The sequence below is a fragment of the Streptomyces sp. NPDC091279 genome, assembly GCF_044757465.1.
In the GTDB taxonomy this organism is placed as follows: domain Bacteria; phylum Actinomycetota; class Actinomycetes; order Streptomycetales; family Streptomycetaceae; genus Streptomyces.
In genome coordinates this window covers 344619-363886 of sequence record NZ_JBIVVA010000005.1, presented here as the reverse complement: position 1 = coordinate 363886, position 19268 = coordinate 344619, and the positions used below count along the sequence as shown (strand labels likewise).

Here is a 19268-nt window from a genome sequence, read left to right as displayed (position 1 = left end):
GTCCCGGTCTTGTGTTCCGCCCCGGGAAGGGGTTCCTTGCCCTGGGGGTGGCCTAGTTGAGGCGGGGCTCTGCTTACGCTCCGCTAGCAGGTTGGCGGTGTTCGTAGGTGTGCGGGGGATTTGGTTCGGGGTAACTCGTGGGCAACTTCTGTCATTTGACCTGTCGTCGGTGGGCGCGGTGTCCGGGTCTGGTGGCGTATCGTGAATTCTTGGGGGAGGGGTGGGGGGAAGCGGTGTAGTGACGGTAATGAGATGGCAGGGTGGACTATCACCGCCCATATTCCGCCTTCGTCTCCTTCCGTTGCCTCCGGCTCCCTTCTCCCCGAGGGTGCGGGCGTCGGAAAACCGCCGTTGCCCTGCGGCGGGGTCGGGGGAGTGGGGGCGCCGAGAGGCCGTCACGGAGCGTGTGGGAAGCCGTGATGGTTGCGCTTTCTAATAAAGAATTTGCGTGATCTGGCGCACATTCCAGCGGCGGAATTGCGTCGTGCGTGTTGCTTCCGCATGACACATTCGTGTGACAGGCACCGCTATGTCGTGCGGTGTTTCGGTGAAAGTCTTGGGGCGGCTTCCCGGGTGTCTTGTTTTCGGTATTCGAAATGACATGTCCTGTGTGGGTCAGGGCACACGAACACGCTCCGTGACGGGTTGACCGGTTGTCATGGCCCCAGTTGACTACCGCGCATCACTCCCCCCACAGGAGATTCTCATGCGGACGCTCGCCACCCCTGCGCCCTCAGAAGCACCGACAGACGCCGTTCTCGCGGTCAACCCGCTGCACCGACCCTCCCCCCGCCTCACCGCCGCGGCCGGGCGAGCCGGTGCACTCGGCGTGCTCGAACTGCCCGGGCGGCGCCGCGCGGCCGTCGAGGCGCTGGAGCGCACCGCCCGCTGGTCCGGCGGGCGGCCCTTCGGCGTCCGGGTCCGCCCCGGCTGCCCGGTCGGGAACGACGAGCTGCCCGACGGCGTTACCACCGTGCTGCTCGCCGGCTCCGAGGAACTGAGCGCCGGTGACTTTCCCGGGCGCCGCGTCCTGGTCGAGGTCACCGGTCTCGCCGCCGCCGTCGACGCCGTGCGCGACGGGGCCGACGGGCTGGTGGTGCGCGGGAGCGAATGCGGGGGGCGCGCCGGTGAGCTGAGCACGTTCGTGCTGCTGCAAGGGGTGCTCGCCGCCCCGGAGATCACCGTTCCGGTCTGGGCGTGGGGCGGCATCGGACCGCGCACCGCGGCCGCGGCGGTCGCCGGTGGCGCGGCCGGTGTGGTGCTCGACGTGCAGCTCGCGCTGCTCGACGAGGCCGAACCGGACGCCGAGACCGTCGAGGCGCTCGGCTCGCTGGACGGCTCCGAGAGCGTCCTCGTCGACGGGGTGCGCTTCCTGCGCCGCCGTGGGCCGCGCACCCCCGAGCCGCCCGCCGACCGCGCGGCCGCCGAACGTGCCTTCACCGCCGTCGATCCGGAGCGCCGGCTGCTGCCGGTCGGGCAGGACGGGTACCTCGCCGCCACCTTCGCCGCCCGCTCCACCACCGTCGCCGAGGCCGTCCGCCGGGTCCGCGACGCCATCGGCCGGGCCGCCGCCGACGACCGCGCCGCCGCCGCACTCGCCGAGGGCTCCGCCGGGGCCCGCGCGCTCGGCACCCGACTCCCGCTCGCCCAGGGCCCGATGACCCGGGTCAGCGACGAACCCGCGTTCGCCGCCGCCGTCGCCGCCGAGGGCGCGCTGCCGTTCCTCGCGCTCGCCCTCGCCGACGCCACCCGCACCCGCGCCATGCTGGAGCGCACCCGGGACGCGCTGCCCGAGGGCGCCGCCTGGGGCGTGGGCATCCTGGGCTTCGCCGACGAGCAGGTCAAGGAGGCCCAACTCGCCGTCGTCCGGGAGCTGAGACCCACCCACGCCGTCATCGCGGGCGGCCGCCCCGCGCAGGCCGCCGCCCTGGAGGCGGAGGGCATCACGGCGTTCCTGCACGTGCCCTCGCCGGGGCTGCTGCGGCAGTTCCTCGCGGCGGGCGCCCGTAAGTTCATCTTCGAGGGCGCCGAGTGCGGCGGCCACATCGGGCCCCGCAACAGCTTCCCGCTCTGGGAGGCACAGACCGAGGTGCTCCGCGCGTTTCTCGCCGAACAGCCTTCAGCGGCAGGCGAGTTGACCGTCCTGTTCGCCGGTGGCATCCATGACGCCCGGTCCGCCGCCATGGCCGCGACCGTCGCCGCCCCGCTCACCGACGCGGGCGCCGCCTTCGGCGTTCTGATGGGCACCGCCTACCTGTTCACCGCCGAGGCCGTCGACGCCGGAGCCATCCAGCCGCTCTTCCAACGACGCGTCCTCGCCGCCGACCGCACCGACCTGCTGGAGACCGCGCCCGGCCACGCCACCCGGTGCGCCGCCAGCGACGTCACCCGCGACTTCGCCGCCCTGCGCGCCGAACTCACCGCCCAGGGCGTCCCCGACCGCGAAATCTGGGAGCGACTGGAGCGCTTCAACGTCGGCCGACTCCGCCTCGCCTCCAAGGGCGTCGAACGCGTCGGCGACGACCTGCGCACCGTCGACGAGGAACGCCAGGACGCCGAGGGCATGTTCATGGCCGGCGAGGTCAGCGTGCTGCGCGCCGAGGCCACCACCGTCGCCGCCCTGCACCGCGAGGTGACCGAGGGCGCCGCCGCCCACCTCGCCGCCCGCACCGCCGTCGCCCCCGCCGCACCGCAGGCGCCGGAGCCGTTGCGGATCGCCGTCGTCGGCATGGCCGCGATGTTCCCCGGCGCCCGTGACCTGGGCGAATTCTGGGCCAACGTGGTGGCGGGCACCGACAGCGTCACCGAGGTGCCCGCCGCACGCTGGGACCCCGAGCTGTACTACGCGCCCGACGGCGACGGCGAACGCACCCCCTCCCGCTGGGGCGGCTTCCTGCCGCAGATCCCGTTCGACCCGCTGAGCTACGGCATCCCGCCCGCCTCGCTGCCCAGCATCGAACCCGTCCAACTGCTCGCCCTGGAGGCCGCCCGGCGCGCCCTCACCGACGCCGGATACGCGGGCCCCGACGCCGACCACCGCCGCACCTCGGTCATCTTCGGCGCCGAGGCGGGCAGCGACCTCGCCAACGCCTCCACCCTGCGCACCGTCCTGCCCGCCTACCTCGGCACCCTCCCGCCGGGCCTCGCCGAGCAGTTGCCGACGCTCACCGAGGACTCGTTCCCCGGCATGCTCGCCAACGTCATCGCGGGCCGCATCGCCAACCGGCTCGACCTCGGCGGCGCCAACTACACCGTCGACGCGGCCTGCGCCTCCTCGCTCACCGCCGTCGACGCCGCCTGCAAGGAACTCACCACCGGCACCAGCGACCTGGTGCTGTGCGGCGGCGCCGACCTGCACAACGGCATCAACGACTACCTCCTCTTCGCCTCCGTGCACGCCCTGTCGCCCACCGGCCGCTCCGCCACCTTCGACGCGAGCGCCGACGGCATCGCCCTCGGCGAAGGCGTCGCCTGCGTCGCCCTCAAGCGGCTCGCCGACGCCGAACGCGACGGCGACCGGATCTACGCCGTGATCGACGGCGTCGGCAGCGCCAGCGACGGCCGCGGCCTCGGCCTCACCGCACCCCGCCCCGAAGGCCAGCGCGCCGCCCTCACCCGCGCCTACGCCGGCGCCCGGATCTCCCCGGCCCAGGTCGGCCTGATCGAGGCGCACGGCACCGGCACCGTCGTCGGTGACCGCACCGAACTCGCCACCCTCACCGAGGTGTTCCAGGAGAACGGCGCCCGCCCCGGCACCTGCGCCATCGGCTCGGTCAAGTCGCAGATCGGGCACACCAAGTGCGCCGCCGGGCTCGCCGGACTCATCAAGACCACCCTCGCCCTCCACCACGGCATCAAGCCGCCCACCCTCCACCTCAGCACCCCCAACCCGGCCTGGGACGCGGACACCAGCCCCTTCGCCTTCCACACCACCGCCGCCCCCTGGGCCGTCGAACCCGCCGACCGGATCGCCGGCGTCAGCGCCTTCGGCTTCGGCGGCACCAACTTCCACGTCGTCCTGCGCGCCCACGACCAGGAACCCGCCGCCCACGCCCTGGACGCCTGGCCCGCCGAACTCTTCACCTTCCGGGGACACGACGAAGAGTCCGCCGTCAAGGCCGTGCACGCCCTGCTCGCCCTGATCGACCAGGACGGCGGCCAGGCCCGGCTGCGCGACCTCGCCCACCACGCCGCCCACCGCAGCGACCGCGCCGCCCTGCGCGGCGAACCCGTCCGCATCGCGATCGTCGGCCCCTCCACGGCCGCCCTGCCCGACCTGCTGCGCCGCGCCGCCGACGGCGAACACGCCCCCGCCGACGGCATCCACCTCGCCCGCGCCGTCCCCCAGGAGGTCACGGAAGGACAGCTCGCGCTGCTCTTCCCCGGCCAGGGCAGCCAGCGCCCCGGCATGCTCGCCCCGCTCTTCGCGGCCTTCCCCGCCCTGCACCGCCCGCTGCACCTCGGCGCCCGCTGGGCCGACGCGCTCTTCCCGCCCGCCGCCCTCGACGCCGACGCCGCCGCCCGCGCCCAGGCCCGCATCACCGACACCGCTGTCGCCCAGCCCGCCCTCGGCATCACCGCGCTCGCCGCCACCGAACTCCTCACCTCGCTCGGGGTACGGCCCGCGATGGCCGGCGGCCACAGCTACGGCGAACTCGCGGCCCTCGCCGCCGCCGGAGTGTTCAGCGCCGAGGAACTCCTCGCCGCCAGCGCCGCCCGCGCCGAGGCCATCCTCGGCCGGGTCCCCGCCTCGGACGCGGGCACCATGGCCGCCGTCGGCGCCTCGGCCGCCCAGGTCGAGGAGGTGCTGCGGCTCGCGGAACTCGATCACGACGTCGTCGCCGCCAACCACAACTCGCCCACCCAGACGGTCATTTCGGGCCCCAGTGAGGCCATCACCACCGCCGTCGCCCGCCTCAAGGACGCCGGACACAGCGCCAAGCAGCTCAAGGTGGCCTGCGCCTTCCACAGCCCCCTGCTCGACGGCGCCGGTACCGACTTCGCCGCCCACCTCGCCGGACTCGACCTCCAGACACCGCAGTTCCCGGTCTGGGCCAACCGCACCGCCGCCCGCTATCCCGACGACGCCGACGGCATCCGCGCCGAACTCGCCGCCCAGATAGGCTCCCCGGTCCGCTTCGCCGACCAGATCGAGGCGATGTACGCGGCCGGTGCCCGGGTCTTCGTCGAGGCCGGTCCCGGCCGGGTCCTCAGCCGTCTGGTCGCCGACATTCTCGGTGAACGCCCGCACCGCACCGTCCCGTTGGAGGGCACCCGCGACGGCGGCCTCCCCGCCTTCCTCACCGCCCTCGCCCAACTCGCCGTCAGCGGCACGGAGATACGCACCCGCCCGCTGTTCACCGGCCGCGACAGCGTCGACCCCGCCACCGCCGCCACCGTCCGGCGGCCCGGATTCACCGTCGACGGCCACCTGTTGCGCCGCGCCGACGGCGCCTTCCCGCCCCACGCCCTGCTCCCCGCCCGACCCGTGACGGAGTTCACCGTGTCCGACCCGCGTCACCTTCCCGGCCCGGCCGCCGGTCCCGAGGCGCTCATCGCGGAGTTCCTCCGCAGCAGCCGCGAGCTGGTCTCCGCCCAACGCGACGTCCTGCTCTCCTACTTGGGAACACCGGCACCCTCCGGACACCCGGGGGCTCCGGCGGTGGGGGCGGGTGCGCCGGTCGTCTACCCCGGAACGCTCGAACTCCCCTCCGGGGCAACGTCGTTGAGCGCGGCGCCAGCTCCTGCGGCACCCGTCGGCCAGGCCGAGGTCCCGGCGCCCGGCGCCGCGCCCGCCGCCCCCTCGGGTGCCTCGATCCTCGACACCGTCCTCGACGTCGTCGCGGAGCGCACCGGGTACCCCGTGGACATGCTGGAGCCGGGGCTCGATCTGGAGGCCGACCTCAGCATCGACTCCATCAAGCGCACCGAAATAGCGGGGGAGCTGGCCGGTCGGCTGGGTATCGGCGCCGACCAGAGCGAGCAGTTGGAGGAGCTGAGCGGGGTCCGCACGGCTGAGGGCATCGCCGCGTTCCTCACCGCTCGGCTCGGCGCTGTCGCCGGTGCCGTCGCCGGGCCGGTCGCTCCGGCCGCCGCCGGTGGGCCGGCCGGGGAGGTGCCGGTGCTGGAGACCGTTCTCGACGTGGTCGCGGAGCGCACCGGGTACCCGGTGGACATGCTGGAGCCGGGGCTCGATCTGGAGGCCGACCTCAGCATCGACTCCATCAAGCGCACAGAGATCGCAGGGGAGTTGGCGGTGCGGCTGGGCATCGCCGCCGAGGCCGACCTTGAGGCGCTCAGCGGGGCGCGTACCGTCGCCGCGCTCGGGGCGCTCCTGGACGCGGCCCTCGGGGGCGGGACGGCGACGCCCGCCGTGGCCCCGGTGACCTCCGCGCCGGTCGCCGCCTCCGCTGCGGCCCCCGGGGCCGACGGGCCGCTTCCGGAGATCGTCGCCCCGCAGCGGTTGGTCTTCGCCGAGCAGGTGCTCGAACCCGTCAACAGGCCTCTGGCGAACGGGAGTCGGGTCCAGCTGCTCGGGGGCGGGGAGACCGCCGCCGCGCTGGCCGCGCTGCTGGCCGACGCCGGGGTCGAGACGGAACGCGTCGCCGACGGTGAACTCCCCGCCCAGGGCGCCGACATCGTCGTTCACCTGAGTCCGTTGGAGGGTGAACTGCCGGTGCTGCCCGGAGCGTTCGGGCTCTATCAGCGGGTTCTGGCCGCCGGGCCCAGGCGGTTGGTCGCCGCCGACCGGCGTGGGGGCGGGGCGCCGAGCGGGCTGCGCGGGTTCTTCCGGACCGTGGCCCGTGAGTACCCCGAGATCCACGCCTCGCTGGCCGAGGTTCCCGACGGGGCGGACGCCGCCGAGGCCGCCCGGCTGCTGTTCGCCGAACTCGCCGCCCCCGCAGGGGAATCGGTGGTCCTGCTCGACCAGAGCGGCGGGCGACGGGCCCCGCAGCTGCGGCTCAGCCCGCTCGGCGCCATCGCCACCAGCGGGGCCGGACCGGCCGGGGACGGCGCCGCCGAGGCGGAGGCCGTCGGGCTCGACCGGGACGCGGTCGTCCTGCTGGTCGGCGGCGCCCGGGGCATCACCGCCCGGTTCGCCCGCACCCTCGCGGCCGCCGCCCGCTGCCGCCTGGTCCTCTTCGGCCGCACCCCGCCGCCCGCCGCCACCGAGGACCCGGCCACCGCCGCCGCCACCGACCGGGCCGCCCTGCGCGGCGCCCTGCTCGCCGCGCGACTCACCACCACCCCCGCCGAGACCGAACGCCGGGTCTCCGCGATCCTCGCCGAACGCGAGGTCCGCGCCACCCTCACCGCCCTGCGCGAGGCGGGCGCCGAAGCCGAGTACCAGCGGGTCGACGTGCTCGACACGGAGGCCGTCGGCGCCGCCGTCAAGCAGGTGTACGCCCAGTACGGGCGGCTCGACGGGCTGGTCTGCGCCGCCGGGCTCATCGAGGACAAGCTGATCGCGGAGAAGACGCCGGAGTCGTTCGCCCGGGTCTTCAGCACCAAGGCCGACGGCGCCCGGACCCTGCTCGACGCGGTGGACCGGCTGCCGGTGAGCCCACGGTTCGCCGTCCTGTTCGGTTCCATCGCCGCCGCCCTCGGCAACCGGGGGCAGAGCGACTACGCCGGCGCCAACGACGTACTCGAAGAGTTGGGCCGACGGTGGTCGGGCGCCGAGCGGCGCGGGCTGACTGTGCACTGGGGGCCGTGGGCCGCGTCCGAGGACGGCGGCGGCATGGTCGGCCCCGAGCTGATGCGCTCCTACGCGGCCCGCGGCATCAAACTGATCGACCTGGAGGAAGGCCCGCTCAGCCTGCTGCGCGAACTCGCCTACGGGGCACCGGACGAGCACGCCGTCGTCTACACCGCCTCCGGTTGGTGAGCGGCGTGTCCACCGAGGCTCACGGCGGACCCGGGGCGCAGGCGGCGCCGGAGTCGTCGTCGCAGGTGTCGCGGCAGTCGGAGCCGGTCGCCGTCGTCGGGATGGAGGTCTTCCTGCCCGGCGCCCCCGACCTGGCCGCCTACTGGAACGTCATCGCCGGTGGCGTCGACGCCATCACCGAGGTGCCCGCCGACCGTTGGGACCCCCTCTTCTACGACCCCGCCGCCCGGGGCGAGGCACGCCGCAGCGACCGTTTCTACTGCCGACGCGGTGGATTCGTGGACGGGGACGCGGAGTTCGACCCGACCCGGTTCGGGATCATGCCCACGTCCGTGCGCGGCACCGACCCCGATCAGCTCATCGCGCTCGACGTCGCCCACCGTTCCCTCAAGGACGCGGGCGGCGAGTCCGTGCTGCCCGCCCGCCGGGAACGCGCCGGGATCGTCCTCGGCCGGGGCGGCTATCTCACCCCCGGCCTGGTCCGCCTCGACCAGCGGGTGCGCACCGCCAACCAACTCGTGCAGACCCTGCGGGAGTTGACCCCGCAACTCGACGAAGCCCAACTGGAGTCGGTACGCGCCGGGTTCTGCGAACAGCTCGGCCCCGAGGAACCCGAGTCCGCGATCGGTCTCGTCCCCAACCTCGTCGCCTCCCGCGTCGCCAACCGGCTCGACCTGCGCGGACCCGCCTACACCGTGGACGCCGCCTGCGCCTCCTCGCTGGTCGCCGTCGACCACGCGGTCCGCGAACTCACCTCCCGGCGCTGCGACGTGATGCTCGCGGGCGGCGTCCACCACTGCCACGACCTCACCCTGTGGAGCGTCTTCACCCAACTCGGCGCGCTCTCCCCGAGCGAGCGCATCCGCCCGCTGCACCGCGACGCCGACGGCGTCCTGATCGGCGAGGGCACCGGCGTCGTCGTCCTCAAACGGCTCGCGGACGCGCAACGCGACGGCGACCGGATCTACGCCGTGATCCGTGGCACCGGCGTGGCCAGCGACGGCCGCAGCGCGAGCCTGTTCAACCCCGACCCGGGCGGTCAGATCCGTGCCGTCCGCCAGGCCTGGGAGGCCGCAGGACTCGACCCGCGCGACCCCGACGCGCTCCAGCTCCTGGAAGCGCACGGCACCGCGACGGCCGCCGGTGACCAGGCCGAACTGGCCACGGTGGCCGAGGTGTTCGGGCCCGCGACCGCCGCCCGCGCGGTCATCGGCTCGGTCAAGTCGCAGATCGGGCACACGATGCCGGCCGCGGGGGTGGCCGGTCTGATCAAGGCGGCCCTCGCCCTGCACCACGAGACGCTGCCGCCCACCCTGCACTGCGACGACCCCCACCCGTCCCTGAACGCCACCCGCTTCACCCCCCTGTCCACGGCCCGCCGTTGGGACGCCGTCGCGAGCGGCGCCCCGCGCCGAGCCGCCGTCAACGCCTTCGGCTTCGGAGGCATCAACGCCCATGTCGTCCTGGAACAGCCCGAGTTGGCGCGGGGCGGTCCTTCCCGGGCGGGGGGCGCGGGGGTCGGCGCGAGCTTGTCGGAGACGGGGGTGTCCGGTGCGGCCGGTGCCGCTCGTCCCGGGGCGACCCTCGCTGCGGCCGGTGCCGTGGGCGCCGGGAAGTCGCCGGAGGCGGGGGCGCCCGTTGCGGGCCAGGTCGGTCGGGCTCGGGTGACGGTCGCTGAGCCGGAACGTGTGCTGCGGCTGGCCGCCCGGACGCCGGGCGAGTTGGCCGCGCTCCTCGACGCCGAGGACAGCGCGGTGCTCGCCGCGAGCCTGCCGGAGACCGGCGCCGCTCCCGAAGGGCCCGTGCGGCTCGGGATCGTCGACCCCACGGCGCGGCGCCTGAAGCTGGCCCGCAAGGCTGTCGACAAGGGCGAGCCGTGGCGCGGGCGGAGCGACGTGTGGTTCACGCCGCGCCCGGTGCTCGGATCGGCGGGCGGCCGAACCGCCTTCGTCTTCCCGGGACTTGAGGCCGAGTTCACCCCGAAGGTGGACCAGCTCGCCGCCCGGCTCGGCCTCGACTGGGCCCACGAGGAGACCGCCGAGGTCGGTGACGTGGGCCGGCACGGCGCCGCCGTCTTCCAACTCGGCCGGCTCCTCGACACCGCCCTGCGCCGCCTGGACGTGGCGCCCGACGCCGTGGCCGGACACAGCGTGGGGGAGTGGACCGCGATGGCGGCGGCCGGGGTGCACGCCCCCGAGGAGGTCGACGCGTTCCTGGCGGGCTTCGACCCGGACGCCCTGCGGGTCCCCGGGCTCGCCTTCGCCGTCCTCGGCACGGCCGCCGACCGGGTCCTCGACCGGCTCGCCGGCCGCGACGACGTCGTCCTCAGCCACGACAACGCCCCCAACCAGTCGATGATCTGCGGCCCCGAGGACGCCGTCGCCCACCTGGTGGACGCGTTCCGGGCGCAGGGCGTCATCGCACAGGTGCTGCCGTTCCGCTCCGGGTTCCACACGCCGATGCTCGCGCCCTACCTCGGGCCGATCCGCGCGGCGGCCGAGCGGTACAGCCTGCACCCGCCGCACACCCCGCTGTGGTCCGCGACCATCGCCGCACCCTTCCCGGCCCAACCGGCGGCGGTCCGCGAACTGTTCGTACGGCACCTGCTCGAACCGGTCCGCTTCCGCGCCCTCGTGCTGGAGATGTACGACGCCGGTTTCCGCGCCTTCCTGACCCTCGGCGCGGGCCAACTCGGCTCCCTCATCGACGACACCCTCGCCGGCCGCGACCGCCTGGTCGTCCCCGCCCACGCCCCCAACCGAGACGCCCTCACCCAACTCCGCCGAGTCACCACGGCGTTGTGGACCGAGGGAGGCACCCCGGATGCGCGCCCGCTACTGGGCGAGGATGCAGCGCGGCTGGGCTCGGTCAACGCGCTTGCGGGGCAGGGGGGTTCGGGCAACGTCGCCGCCGTGCAGGTGGGTTCGGGCGAGGCCCTTGCGGGACCCGGGGTTCGGGGCGACGCCCTTGCCGGGCAGGCGAGGTCGGGCAGCGTCCCCGTCGTGCAGGTGGGTTCGGGCGAGGCCCTTGCGGGACTCGGGGTTCGGGGCGACGCCCTTGCCGGGCAGGCGAGTTCGAGCAGCGTCCCCGCCGTGCAGGTGGGCTCGGGCTACGCCCTTGCGGGACCTGGGGTTCCGGGCAACGCCCTTGCGGGGCAGGCGAGTTCGCGCAATGCCCCTGCCGCGCAGGTGGGGTCCAGGAACTCCCCTTCCCCGGAAGCCGGTTCGGGTCATCGCCCCGCGCGTCGCCCCGGGATGAAGCTCGACCTCGGCGGTGCCCTCATCGCCCTTCCGTCCGCCACCCGAGGGCTCCTCGCCCCGGGAGCCGAGGGCATGGGCGAGCCCCGCCGACCCGTCGTTCCGGCAGCTGGCGGGAGGGGAGGCCTCGCGTCGGCGCCGGGCGGCATGGCGCAGGCGGCGCGTCCCGTCGTTCCGGCTGCCGGGCAGGGTGGCCTCACCTCGACGCCGGGCGGTGCGCCGCAGGGCTCGCCGCTCACCGTTCCAACTGCCGTGCAGGGCAACGCCGTTGGGGCGGCGGCGGAGCGACCGCACCGGGCGGCCCCGGTGGCCCCTGCCCCGGCGCCCCCTGCTCCGGTCGCCCGCGCCGAGGCGCACGCTGACGTGCTCGATCGGCTCGGCCGCGCCGGTGGGCACCAGTCGGTGGCGGCCGAGTTCTCGGCGTTGCTCACCGACACCACCGCTGTCGCAGCGGAACTCCTCGACGTGCTGGGCCAGCCCGGCGGGCCCCGCGTCCCGACCCGGCACCTGCCACCGACCCCGCGTTCCGGTGCCGTCACCCCGACGCCGTCGGCGTTCGTCGCGGCGCCGCCCGCAGCAGCGCCCGCCCCGGGCCACGCGGTCGGCCCGTCCGGAACCGGTACCCCGGCCGGGGTCGGGGTCGGTACCCCGAACGGCTCCGGCGGCCCCGGTGGCTTCACCGGCCCGGCCCACTCCGGTGTCCCGAGCGGTCCCGGCGTTCCGGTTGGTTTCGGAGGTCAGGGTCACTCCAGGGGGCCGAACGGTTCCGGCGGCTCGGGTGGCTTCACCGGCCCGGCCCACTCCGGTTCCCTGGCCGACTCCGGTTCCCCGGCCAACTCCCGTGTCCCGCAGGGCTCCCGTGTCCCGGACGGCTCCCGTGGCGCCGACGTTCACGCGGCCGTTCCTACGGTCCCGAACAGTCCCCGTCTCCCGAACAGCCCCCGCCCCTCGGACAGTTCCGGCGGTCCCGTCAGCTCCCGTGCCCCGCACGGCGTCAGTGGCTCCACCGCCCCCGGCGATCTCGTCCCGGTCCCCGCGACCCTGCGGATCGACGTCGATCAGATGCCGTACCTCCTCGACCACTGCTTCTTCCGGCAGCGGCCCGGGTGGCCCGACGAGGCCGACCGTTGGCCGATCGTGCCCGCGACCACCGTCATCGACCACATGATCCGGATCGCGGAACAGGCGATGCCGCAACCGCACCCCGAACAGCCCGGCCGAGCCGGGCACTTGGGCCACCCCGACCACACCCCCGCGCGACCGGTCGTCGCCGTTCACCGGGTGCGGCTTCAGAAGTGGGTCGAGGCCATGCCCGCCCGGGACGTGCCGGTGGCCGTGCGGCGCACGGGGCCCGACCGGATCGACGTCGGGTTCACCGGCTTCGCCGGGGCCGAGGTGGAGTTCGGGTCGGGACGCGAAGTACCGCCCGCCGTATGGCCGTTGGACCCGGCGGGTGAACGGGTGCCCGAACTCACCGCCGAGCAGCTCTACACCGAGCGGTGGATGTTCCACGGGCCCGCCTTCCAGGGCGTCACCGCGCTCACCGGGATCGGGGAGCGGCATGTGCGCGGCGTGCTCACCGCACCCGGCGCACCCGGCGCGCTCTTCGACAACGTCGGCCAGCTCCTCGGCTACTGGATCATGGCGACCCTCACCGAACGCACCACGGTCTTCCCGGTCGGCATGGAACGCATCGACCTCTACGGCCCCGAACCGGCCGCCGGGACCGATCTGGACTGCCACATCCGCATCCGCGAGGTCACCCCCACCACCCTCACCGCCGACATGCAACTCGTGCACGCGGGCCGGGTCTGGGCGACCTGTACGGGCTGGACCGACCGGCGTTTCGACACCGACCCCGGCATCCGGCTGATGGACCGCTTCCCCGGCCGCAACACCCTCTCCGAGGCGCGCCCCGAGGGCTGGAGCGTGGTCCACGAACGGTGGCCCGACCTCGCGACCCGCGAGCTGATCATGCGGAACGTGCTCGGCGGCGCCGAACGCGACCACTACGCCGCCCGGCCGCCGACCCGGCGGCGCCACCACCTGCTCGGCCGGATCGCGGCCAAGGACGCGGTGCGCAGGCTGCTGTGGGCGGAGGGCGCGGGGGACATCTACCCGGCCGAGATCGCCGTTCACAACGACGCGACCGGACGGCCATCGGTCACCGGCGTGCACGGCCGCGACCTCGGCCAGGGCCTGACGGTCTCCCTCGCGCACAGCGGCGAGGCGGCCGTCGCCGTGGCCCGGCGCGGACCCTGCGGCATCGACCTCGAAGAGGTCACCGCGCGGCCCGCCGCCTCCGTCGCGGCGGCCTGCGGCCCGGAGGAACGCACGCTGCTCGCGCGGACCGTCGCGGCGGGCGAGGACGGCGAGGACGTGTGGTTCACCCGGTTCTGGGCGGCGAAGGAGGCCGTCGCGAAGGAACGCGGCACCGGCCTCGGCGGCCGCCCCCAGGCCTACCGCGTCACCGCCGCCCGCCCCGGCCTGCTGCGGGTCGAACACGCGGGCGGCGTCTGGGACGTGCGCTGCGATCAACTGGCCGCCCCCGCAGGGCTGCCCGAACGGACCTATGTCGTCGCCTGGACCACGGGCGACACCGAGCCAGTCAGTCAGTCAGGAGAGACGGCATGACCACTGAGGCGACCAGCACGCCCACCGCCACGGCCCCCGGCGTCGACGAGGACGCCGCCCTCGCGCAGATCGCCGCGACCCTGCGCGACCTGCCCGACGCCGGTCTGGAGGACGCCGAGATCGACCGCGACACCCTCTTCCACGACGACCTGGAGCTGGAGAGCATCGACCTGGTCTCGCTGGCCGGGATGCTCCGCGAGCACTACGGCGACCGCGTCAACCTCGCCCTGTTCATCGCGGACCTGGAACTCGACGAGATCATCGCGCTGACCGTCGGACAGCTCGCCGACTACGTCGCCGCCTCCCTCCGCGCGACCCAGGAGAGCTGACAGGATGGCGAAGCTACGCACCGGTGAACTCACCACCCATGTCCAGCAGTTGGCGGCGGGAGCGGTCGGCCGCAGCAGCGGCGCCCTCAGCGGCGACGACGAGCCGCCGGTCGTCGTCCTCGTGCACGGACTGCTCACCGACTCGCTCGCCAGCTACTACTTCACCCTCGGCCCGGCGCTGTCCGCCGCCGGCATCGACACGGTGATGTACGACCTGCGCGGACACGGCCGCACCGAACGGCCGCCCACGGGCTACCAGTTGGAGCACTTCGTCGAGGACCTGGACCAACTCCTCGACGCCCTCGGCGAGCACCGCCCCGTGCACCTGGTCGGCAACTCCTTCGGCGGCACCGTCGCCGCCGGGTTCGCCGCCTGGCACCCGCACCGCACCGCCACCCTCACGATGATCGAGTCCGAGCCGCCGGTGGCCGCCTGGTCCGGGCACATCAGGGACGGACTGGCGCACGCGCGGCGGGAGTTGGTCCGCGACGAGGCCATCGACTGGATCAAGGAGCGGCACGGCGCGCACACCGCCCGCCTCTCCCGCAACGCCGGACGCATCCTCGCCACCACCACGCTGGCCGACGACGTCCCGGCCGGGCGGCTCATCGACGACGACCTCTCGGCGTTGCGCTGCCCGTTGCTCGCCGTGTTCGGCGGGGCCTCCGGGCTCAGCGCGCAGGTGCCGGAGCTGGAGGCCAAGGTCGAGCGGTGCCGCACCGTGGTCCTGCCCGACCAGGGCCACTCGGTGCTGGTCGAACAGCCCGCCCGCACCCGGGACCTGGTCCTGGACTGGGTACGCGAGCACCACGCGCGCCGCGCGGACGCCTGGGCCGGAGCCGTCGGATGAGCCGCTTCCTGCTGGTCGTGCCGCCGCTGACCGGGCACATCAACCCGCTCGTCGCCGTCGCCGCCGAACTGACCGCGCGCGGCCACGAGGTCGCGTGGTGCGGTGACGCCGACCGCATCCACGAGGCCGCCGGAGCCGACGCCGTCGTTCACCCCTGCACCCTCCCCGACACCGCCGAACTGGTCCGGCCGCCGACCCTGACCGGACCGGCCGCCTTCCGTTTCCTGTGGGCGGACTTCTTCATTCCGCTGGCCGAGGCGATGGCGCCCGCCGTGGCCGACGCGGTGCGGGCGTTCCGTCCGGACGCGGTCGTCACCGACCAGCACGCGGTGGCCGGAGCCCTGGTCTGCGAACGCCTCGGCGTCCCCTACTTCACCTCCGCCAGCACCTCCGCCGAACTCGTCGACCCGCTCGCCGACCTGCCCAAGGTGGCCGCCTGGCTGACCGAACGGCTCACCGCGCTCCGGGAGTTGATCGGTGACCCGGCCGCCACCCACGACCCCCGCTTCTCCCCCCACGGCGTCCTCGCCTTCACCAGCCGCGCCCTCGTCGGTGACACCGCCGACCTGCCCTGGGAACGCGTCCACCTCGTCGGCCCCGCCATCGCCGAGCGGCCCGGCGACCCCGACTTCCCCTGGGACGCCCTCGACGCCTCCCGCGACCTGGTCCTCGTCTCGCTCGGCACCGCCAACACCGACGCCGGCGCCCGTTTCCTGAACGAGGCCGCGCGCGCCCTCGACCTGCTCGCCGGCCAGGTGCAGGGCGTCGTCGTGGACCCCGGCGGCCTGCTCACCGACCCGCCGCCCGGCGTCCTGGTCCGCCGGTCCGTCCCCCAACTCCAACTCCTCGGCCGGGCCAGGGCGGTGGTCAGCCACGGCGGCCACAACACCGTCTGCGAGGCCCTCTGGAACGGGCTCCCGCTGGTCATCGCCCCGATCCGCGACGACCAGCCGATCATCGCCCGCCAGGTCGCCGACGCGGGCGCCGGAATCCGCGTCCGCTTCGGCCGCGTCGACGCCCCGAAACTCGCCGAGGCCCTGCGCACGATCCTCGACGACCGGGGCGGCCACCGCAGCGCGGCGGAGGCGGTGGGCAGGTCGCTGCGGGCAGCGGGCGGGCGCCGGGCAGCGGCGGACCACCTGGAACGGCTGGTCGCCGAGCACCCGTTGGTCTCCACGGCGGGCTGACCGCGCTCACCCGAGTCCGCGGGCCGGTCCCGTGCCCGTGGGCCGGTCCCGTGCCTGTGGGCCGCTGAGCACCCCCGCCGCACCCCTCCCCTCGTCACCCTCGCCCGTCCCGCAGGCCGCTGAGCGCGTCCCTCACCCCGGAGCACCTCATGACCACCACCGACCCGATCCCGCCGCAGGCGGTACCGCGTCCCGCGCCCGACGGCCCCGAGGATCGCGGCGTCCGGCCCGACGGACCGGTGGATTCCGGCATCCGCCCCCTGCGCGCCCTCCTCCGCCAGGCACGCCCCCACCGGTACGTCCTGCTCGGCTCGCTGCTGCTGGCTCTCGCCGCCAGCGCCAGCGGTCTGGTGCAGCCGCTGGTGGCGCGGGCGGTGCTGGACGCGCTGGCGAGGGGGACGACGGTCACCGGGGCGCTGGTCCTGCTCGGTGTGCTGGTGGTGGCGGGCGCCGTGCTCACCGGCCTCCAGTCCTGGTGGCAGCAGCGCACCTCGGAACAGGTCGTCCGCTCCATCCGCCGCGACCTCGTCTTCCGCCTCGTCCGCCTCAAGGTCCCCGAACTGGACCGGCGCCCACCCGGCGATCTGGTCGCCCGCGTCACCTCCGACAGCGCCCTGGTGCAGAACGCCGCCACCCAGGGCCTCGTCATGATCACCAACGGGCTCCTCACCGTCGTCGGCGCCATCGCCCTGATGGGCACGGTCAGCGGCCTCCTCCTCGGCGTCACCCTCGCCGTCCTGCTCGGCACCGGGGCGCTCCTCGGACTGATCCTGCCCCGCATCCGGGAGGCCGTCGCCCGCGCGCAGAGTTCCGTGGGAGCGATCGGCGCCGCCCTCGACCGTTCCCTCGGCGCCGCCCGCACCGTCAAGGCGAACGGCGCCGAAGCCCGCGAGACCGCCCGCGCCGAGGCCGCTGTCCAGGAAGCGTACGAGGCCGGTCTGACCGGCGCCAAGTACGTCGCGCTGGTCCAGGTGCTGTCCGGCGTCGCCATCCAGGCGGCGTTCCTCGCGGTGCTCGGCGTCGGCGGCGCGCTGGTCGCCTCCGGGGGCCTGGACGCGTCGCAGCTCATCGCGTTCCTGCTGTACGTCTTCTACCTCGCCAGCCCGATCGCCTCCCTCCTCGGCGGCCTCGGCATGCTCCAACAGGGCCTCGGCGCCATCGTCCGCATCGAACAGGTCAGACACCTGCCCACCGAGAACGACGTCGACCTCCCCGAACTGACCCGTTCCGTCGGGGCAGTTGGGCAACGAGCGCATACGCAACGGGAGGTGCAGGCGCCGCCGGTCGAGTTCGACGCCGTCCACTTCGCCTACCCGGGGCGCGAACCCGCCCTGCGCGGCATCGGTTTCACCGTGCCCGGCGCCACCCGCACCGCCCTGGTCGGCCTCTCCGGCGCCGGTAAGACCACGATGTTCGCGCTGCTCCAGCGTTTCTACGAACCGCACGCCGGTGCCATCCGGATCGGCGGCCGGGACATCGCCCGGATGCCCCGCGCCGAGGTCCGCCGCCGCATCGCCTACGTCGAACAGGAATCGCCGGTCATGGCGGGCACCCTCGGCGACAACCTCCGCTACGCCGCGACCGACGCGAGCGACGAGGAGATCACCGAGGTGCTGCGGCTGACCCGGCTCGATTCCCTGATCGCCCGGCTCCCCGACGGCCTCGACACCGAGGTCGGCAACCGAGGCGTCGCCCTCTCCGGCGGGGAGCGCCAACGCCTCGCCATCGCGCGTGCCCTGCTGCGCGGACCCGAGGTCCTGCTGCTCGACGAGGCCACCGCCCAGCTCGACGCCAGCAACGAACAGGCGCTGCGGGAAGCGGTGGACCAGGCCGCCCGCCGCTGCACCGTCATCCTCATCGCCCACCGCCTGTCCACGGTCACCGACGCCGAGCAGATCATCGTCCTGGAGAACGGCCGTATCCGCGCCGCCGGTTCCCACGCCGACCTGGTCGACGCCGACCCCCTCTACCGCGAACTCGCCGCGTCCCAGATGCTCGTACCGACGGCGGACGAACGACGGTGACGGGGGCGGCGGACGAACGACGGTGACGGGGGCGGCGGACGAACGACGGTGACGGGGGCGGCGGACGAACGACGGTGACGGGGGCGGGGGCCCAACAGAGCCGCGCCCCCGCCCCCGCCCCCAACTACTGTTCCGTCAGCCCGTGATGGCGTTCAGCGCGGCCAGATAACCGTCCCGGTGACCGGCCTGGTTCGGGTGGTACGACTCGTTCAGCTTGTCCCACTCCAGGCTTGTCACCCAGGTGGTGTTCCCCGAGCAGATGGCGTGCGCGTCGAACGCCGGCCGGGGGTCGAGGAAGGTGAAGCCCGCGTGCGCGGCCTGCTGCGCGAGAACGGAGTCCAGGACATCGGCGGCCGAGTTCAGCGCGGTGCGCTCGGTGTCGCTCAGCCCGAGAACGCCGCAGTTGCCGCCGATCCGGTACAGCCGGGGGTAACCCACCACGATCACGCGGGCGTTCGGGGCGGCGGCCCTCACCGCCGCGTAGGTGTCGGCCAACGTGCCCGGCAGCGCGCCGGTCGCCGCCGCCTTCGCGGCCTCCACCCCGGCCACGCACTCCTTGTCGTCCAGGGTGAGCACACAGTTCTGCAACACGCTGACGAATCCGACGTCGTTGCCGCCCGCCTGGACGGTGACCAGCGTGGTGTCGGCGGTGAGTCGGGGCACCTGCTGCGTCTTGATCTCCGCTGCGGTGGCGCCGGAGCAGGACGCCTCCACGAACGCGTACGAGGTGTGCTGCGCCGCCCACAGCCGGGGGTAGGTCAACGGCCCCCGCCTGCATACGTCGTTGGGGTCGTCGTAGCTGCGCGTCCCGGGCGCGACGGCGTAGGAGTCGCCTAGCGCGACATACTTCCCGGCCTCGGCGGCCTGCGCGCCGGGTGCCGCGACGACGGTGAGGCAGGTTGCGGTGGCGAGGGCGGCGAGCAGAGTGGCCAACGGTCTGCGTGCGCGGGCAGGGCGCATGCGAACTCCCGTGTGTGGGGGGAAAGTTGATACCTCTGAAGTACCAGCCCAAGGATGCGGAAGCGATAACGGCGCAGAAAATCCCGGCGTTCCCACGACACCGAAGAGCCCTGGGGACTCCGCCCCCGGCCGGCCTCGT

Annotated in this window: 7 protein-coding genes; 6 read left to right on the top strand and 1 reads right to left on the bottom strand. The window is 74.5% G+C overall.

Going from position 1 to position 19268, the window contains the following annotated elements:
* The first annotated feature begins 706 nt into the window (after positions 1-706).
* From ACIQOU_RS14920 to ACIQOU_RS14895, 6 genes are all read left to right on the top strand, one after another.
* The gene (locus tag ACIQOU_RS14920; protein ID WP_401537112.1) at positions 707-7888 is read left to right on the top strand and encodes an SDR family NAD(P)-dependent oxidoreductase; all 7182 of its coding nucleotides are present in this window, start codon (positions 707-709) and stop codon (positions 7886-7888) included.
* Between the two features lie 65 nt (positions 7889-7953).
* Positions 7954-13779, top strand: coding sequence for a beta-ketoacyl synthase N-terminal-like domain-containing protein (locus tag ACIQOU_RS14915; RefSeq protein WP_401537348.1), 5826 nt, complete (start codon positions 7954-7956; stop codon positions 13777-13779).
* On the top strand, positions 13776-14108 hold the full coding sequence (locus ACIQOU_RS14910) for an acyl carrier protein (protein WP_401537111.1): 333 nt from the start codon (positions 13776-13778) through the stop codon (positions 14106-14108). The genes ACIQOU_RS14915 and ACIQOU_RS14910 overlap by 4 nt, the downstream gene beginning before the upstream one ends.
* A 4-nt stretch (positions 14109-14112) precedes the next feature.
* Positions 14113-14958 carry an alpha/beta fold hydrolase gene (locus ACIQOU_RS14905; RefSeq protein WP_401537110.1) on the top strand — a complete coding sequence of 282 codons (846 nt, stop codon included), beginning with the start codon at positions 14113-14115 and terminating at the stop codon, positions 14956-14958.
* A complete protein-coding gene (locus tag ACIQOU_RS14900; RefSeq protein WP_401537109.1) occupies positions 14955-16145 on the top strand; it encodes a glycosyltransferase in 1191 nt (396 codons plus the stop codon). Before ACIQOU_RS14905 ends, ACIQOU_RS14900 begins: the two co-directional genes overlap by 4 nt.
* Before the next feature lie 149 nt (positions 16146-16294).
* Complete coding sequence (locus tag ACIQOU_RS14895; RefSeq protein ID WP_401537108.1) at positions 16295-18169, top strand: ABC transporter ATP-binding protein; 1875 nt, start codon at positions 16295-16297, stop codon at positions 18167-18169.
* A 135-nt stretch (positions 18170-18304) separates the two neighbouring features.
* Here ACIQOU_RS14895 and ACIQOU_RS14890 read toward each other — a convergent pair whose 3' ends face one another.
* The gene (locus tag ACIQOU_RS14890) at positions 18305-19129 is read right to left on the bottom strand and encodes an SGNH/GDSL hydrolase family protein (protein WP_401537107.1); all 825 of its coding nucleotides are present in this window, start codon (positions 19127-19129) and stop codon (positions 18305-18307) included.
* Positions 19130-19268 lie beyond the last annotated feature (139 nt).

Coding starts and splice junctions, on each gene's coding strand:
- ACIQOU_RS14920 (WP_401537112.1), top strand. CDS start 707: ATGCGGACGCTCGCCACCCCTGCGCCCTCAGAAGCACCGACAGACGCC.
- ACIQOU_RS14910 (WP_401537111.1), top strand. CDS start 13,776: ATGACCACTGAGGCGACCAGCACGCCCACCGCCACGGCCCCCGGCGTC.
- ACIQOU_RS14905 (WP_401537110.1), top strand. CDS start 14,113: ATGGCGAAGCTACGCACCGGTGAACTCACCACCCATGTCCAGCAGTTG.
- ACIQOU_RS14900 (WP_401537109.1), top strand. CDS start 14,955: ATGAGCCGCTTCCTGCTGGTCGTGCCGCCGCTGACCGGGCACATCAAC.
- ACIQOU_RS14895 (WP_401537108.1), top strand. CDS start 16,295: ATGACCACCACCGACCCGATCCCGCCGCAGGCGGTACCGCGTCCCGCG.
- ACIQOU_RS14890 (WP_401537107.1), bottom strand. CDS start 19,129: ATGCGCCCTGCCCGCGCACGCAGACCGTTGGCCACTCTGCTCGCCGCC.